Here is a 4,583-nt window from a genome sequence, read left to right on the forward strand (position 1 = left end):
CCTTGCCGTTGACCGCCATGCCCACGCCGCTCTCCACCCTTGAAGACCACGCCGAGTTCCAAGCCCGCCACATCGGGCCCGACGCGGTGGACGAATCCTTGATGTGCGCGGCCATCGGCGTGAGCAGCCGCTCGGCCTTGATCGACGCCGTCGTGCCCGCCAGCATCCGCCGCAGCGCGGGCATGCAGCTGCCGGCGGCCATCACCGAGGCGCAAGGCCTGGCCGAGCTGAAGGCCATCGCGGGCAAGAACAAGGTTTTGAAGAGCTTCATCGGCCAGGGCTACAGCGGCACGCACACCCCGGGCGTCATCCTGCGCAACATCCTCGAGAACCCGGCTTGGTACACGGCTTACACGCCCTACCAGGCCGAGATCTCGCAGGGCCGCATGGAAGCCATCATCAACTTCCAAACGATGGTGTGCGACTTGACCGGCATGGCCATCGCCAACGGTTCGATGCTGGACGAAGCCACCTCGGCCGCCGAGGCCGTGACCCTGGCCAAGCGCTCGGTCAAGAGCAAGAGCAACACCCTGATCGTGGCGGGCGACTGCCACCCGCAGACCATCGAGGTCATCCAGACGCGCTGCAAGCCGCTGGGCTTCGAGGTCAAGGTCGGGATGGCCCCGCAGCTGATGGCCGAGAACGACTACTTCGCCGTCGTCTGCCAGTACCCCAGCACCACCGGCCTGATCCACGACCTGAAGGAACACGCCGACGCCGCGCACGCCAAGCAAGCCGCCTTCATCGTCTGCGCCGACCTGCTGGCCCTGACGCTGCTGACGCCCCCCGGCGAGTTCGGCGCCGACATCGTGGTGGGCAACAGCCAGCGCTTCGGCATGCCCATGGGCGCCGGCGGCCCGCACGCCGCCTTCATGGCCTGCCGCGATGACTTCAAGCGTTCGATGCCCGGCCGCTTGGTGGGCGTGAGCAAAGACGCCCAAGGCGCCCCGGCCTACCGCCTGGCGCTGCAAACCCGCGAGCAGCACATCCGCCGCGAAAAAGCCACCAGCAACATCTGCACTGCGCAGGTGCTGCCGGCCGTGGTGGCCAGCATGTACGTCGTGTACCACGGCCCCGAAGGCCTCAAGCGCATCGCCCAGCGTGTGGCCAGCTACACCGCCATCCTGTCGGCCGGTCTGCAGCAGCTCGGTTCCAAAGTGGTCACCCCCGCCGCCTTCGACACGATCACCGTGGAGTGCGAGGCCGACGCCGTCATGGCCCGCGCCCTGGCCGCCAGCGCCAACCTGCGCAAGCTGAGCCCCACGCACGTCAGCGTGGCCCTGGACGAGACCACCACGCGCGCCGACGTGGAAGCCCTGTGGACCTGGTTCAGCCCGGGCAGCACGCTGCGCGTGGCCGACTACGCCGCCGGCGTCGAATCGCTGATCCCCGCCCACCTGCGCCGCACCAGCGCCTTCATGACGCACCCAGTGTTCAACACGCACCACAGCGAAACAGAGATGCTGCGCTACATCCGCGGCCTGTCGGACAAGGACCTGGCGCTGGACCGCAGCATGATCCCGCTGGGCTCTTGCACCATGAAGCTGAACGCCACCACGGAGATGATCCCCATCACCTGGCCGGAGTTTGCGGGCGTACACCCCTTCGCCCCCATCGACCAACTGGCCGGCTACGTGGAGCTGGACGCGCAGCTGCGCGGCTGGCTGACCCAGTGCACCGGCTACGCCGGCATCAGCCTGCAGCCCAACGCGGGCAGCCAGGGCGAGTACGCCGGCCTGCTGGCCATCAAGGCCTGGCACGAAAGCCGCGGTGAAGCCCACCGCAACATCTGCCTGATCCCCGAGTCGGCCCACGGCACCAACCCGGCCTCGGCCCAGATGGTGGGCATGACGGTCGTCGTCACCAAATGCGACAAGGAAGGCAACATCGACTTGGTCGACCTGAAGGCCAAGTGCGAGCAGCACAGCGCCAACCTGGCCGCCATCATGATCACCTACCCCTCTACCTACGGCGTCTTTGACGTTCAGGTGAAGGAAATCTGCCAGATGGTGCGCAGCCACGGCGGCCGCGTGTACGTGGACGGTGCCAACATGAACGCCCTGGTGGGCGTGGCCGCCCCGGGCGAGTTCGGCGGCGACGTGAGCCACCTGAACTTGCACAAGACCTTCTGCATCCCCCACGGCGGCGGCGGCCCGGGCGTCGGCCCGGTGTGCGTGGTCGACGACCTCGTGCCCTTCCTGCCCGCGCACCGCACGGCCGGCATGGGTGCGGACACCAACATCGGCGCCGTGAGCGCCGCGCCCTGGGGCAACGCCGCGGTGCTGCCGATCAGCTGGATGTACATCCGCCTGATGGGGCCGGACGGCCTGAAGAAGGCCACCGAAGTCGCCATCCTGAGCGCCAACTACGTGGCCGCCCGCCTGAGCGACGCCTACGACATCCACTTCAGCGGCAACATCCCCGGCGTCAAAGGCGGCGGCGTGGCCCACGAGTGCATCTTGGACCTGCGGCCCCTGAAGGACAGCAGCGGCGTGGGTGCCGAAGACGTGGCCAAGCGCCTGATCGACTACGGCTTCCACGCCCCCACGCTGAGCTTCCCGGTGGCTGGCACGCTGATGGTCGAGCCGACCGAAAGCGAAAGCCGCGCCGAGTTGGACCGCTTCATCGACGCGATGCTGCAGATTCGCCAGGAAATCGCCGACGTCGAAGCCGGCAAGGTGCCCAAGGACGACAACCCGCTCGTCAACGCCCCCCACACCGCCCTGGTGTGCGGCGGCAACGACTGGACCCACGCCTACAGCCGCGAAGAAGCCGCCTACCCGGTGGCGTCCCTGCGTCGCCAGAAGTACTGGGCGCCGGTGGGCCGCGTGGACAACGTTTGGGGCGACCGCAACCTGTTCTGCAGCTGCGTGCCCCTGTCCGAGTACGAGAACGCCTGATTCCCTAGGAGCGCCTCATGGCCGTGTCGGTGTTTGACCTCTTCAAGATCGGCATCGGCCCGAGCAGCTCGCACACGGTGGGGCCCATGCGGGCGGCGCGCCTCTTCGGGCTGCGGCTGAACGGCGAGGGCCTCCTCGAGCGCACGGTGCGCGTGCAGGTCATCCTGTACGGCAGCCTGGGCGCCACCGGCAAGGGCCACGGCTCGGACAAGGCCGTGTTGCTGGGCCTGGCCGGGCACGAGCCCGACACGGTGGACGTGGAGGCGATTCCTGCCCTGCTGGAAGCCATCCGCGCCGGCGCGCTGAACCTGGTGGGGATGAAGGACATCGCCTTCGACGAGGCCAAAGACCTCGTCTTCAAGCGCCGCGAGTCCCTGCCTTTCCACGCCAATGGCATGCGCTGCCTGGCCTTCGACGCCGACGGCGCGGAAATCGCCAACCGCGTGTACTACTCGGTGGGCGGCGGCTTCGTCGTCAGCGACGAGGTGGCGGCCGACGGCAGCAAGCAAAAGGTCATCGCGCCCGATGCCACGGTGCTGCCCTACCCCTTCAAGAGCGGCGAGGAGCTGCTCGCGCTGACCGCCAAGTACGGCCTGAGCATCGCCGAGGTGATGCGCCGCAACGAGCGCCATTGGCGCTCCGACGCCGAGATCGAAGCGGGCTTGTTGAAGATTTGGTCGGTGATGGAGGCCTGCGTGAAGCGCGGCTGCCAAACCGAGGGCATCCTGCCGGGCGGCTTCAAGGTCAAGCGCCGCGCCGCCCAATTGCATCGCGACCTGATGGCCAACCCCGAGGCCGCGCTGCGCGATCCGCTGCAGGTGATGGACTGGGTGAACCTCTACGCCCTGGCCGTCAACGAAGAGAACGCGGCCGGCGGGCGCGTGGTGACGGCGCCGACCAACGGCGCGGCCGGCATCGTGCCGGCGGTGCTGCACTACTACACGCGCTTCGTGCACGGCGCCAACCAGCAAGGCGTCATCGACTTCCTGCTGACCGCCGCGGCCATCGGCATCCTCTACAAAGAGAACGCCTCCATCAGTGGCGCCGAAGTCGGTTGCCAGGGCGAGGTGGGCGTGGCCTGCAGCATGGCCGCGGGCGCCCTCTGCGCCGTCATGGGGGGCACGCCGGCCCAGGTGGAGAACGCCGCCGAGATCGGCATGGAGCACCACCTCGGGCTGACCTGCGACCCGGTGGGCGGCTTGGTGCAGATCCCCTGCATCGAGCGCAACGCCATCGCCTCGGTCAAGGCCATCAATGCCGCCCGCATGGCGCTGCGCGGCGACGGCACGCACTTCGTGAGCCTGGACAAGGTCATCAAGACCATGCGCGACACCGGCGCCGACATGATGACCAAGTACAAGGAAACCGCCCGCGGCGGGTTGGCCGTCAACATCGTGGAGTGCTGAAGCGCCGGCAGTCCTCGTCGGCGTCGGCGCGCGCTCCCGGCTCGCTGGCAAAGCGCGTCGCCACGTCCAGGGTGTAGGCCGCCAGCGGGCCGGCGTGCACCGTGTCCATCGTCAGGCGCGACGGCGCGCCGAAGTAGTCGGACCTGCAAATGACCCAACCCGTTGTTTTTGAATGACTTTCGGGTGATTTCGGATGGTCGAAACTCCCGGAATTCAATTCAATGGGCGGCATTTCCTGGGAGATCGAGGACAGCATCCGATGGCCACCGACGACTTC

Annotated in this window: 3 protein-coding genes; 2 read left to right on the forward strand and 1 reads right to left on the reverse strand. The window is 67.9% G+C overall.

Annotated elements, in window-relative coordinates; genetic code table 11:
• Positions 1-17 precede the first annotated feature (17 nt).
• Entirely contained in the window at positions 18-2,900 is a 2,883-nt protein-coding gene (gene gcvP / locus O9335_RS09330) for an aminomethyl-transferring glycine dehydrogenase (RefSeq protein ID WP_298386998.1), read from the forward strand.
• 17 nt (positions 2,901-2,917) lie between these two features.
• Positions 2,918-4,306 carry an L-serine ammonia-lyase gene (locus tag O9335_RS09335; protein WP_298386995.1) on the forward strand — a complete coding sequence of 463 codons (1,389 nt, stop codon included), beginning with the start codon at positions 2,918-2,920 and terminating at the stop codon, positions 4,304-4,306.
• On the opposite strand, the gene O9335_RS09340 is transcribed toward O9335_RS09335, so the two are convergent.
• Positions 4,287-4,583, reverse strand: a 297-nt coding sequence (locus O9335_RS09340; protein WP_298386996.1) for a hypothetical protein, incomplete at its 5' end; no start/stop codon positions are given. The genes O9335_RS09335 and O9335_RS09340 overlap by 20 nt on opposite strands.

This window comes from Inhella sp. (assembly GCF_027532025.1).
Taxonomy (GTDB): Bacteria; Pseudomonadota; Gammaproteobacteria; order Burkholderiales; family Burkholderiaceae_C; genus Inhella.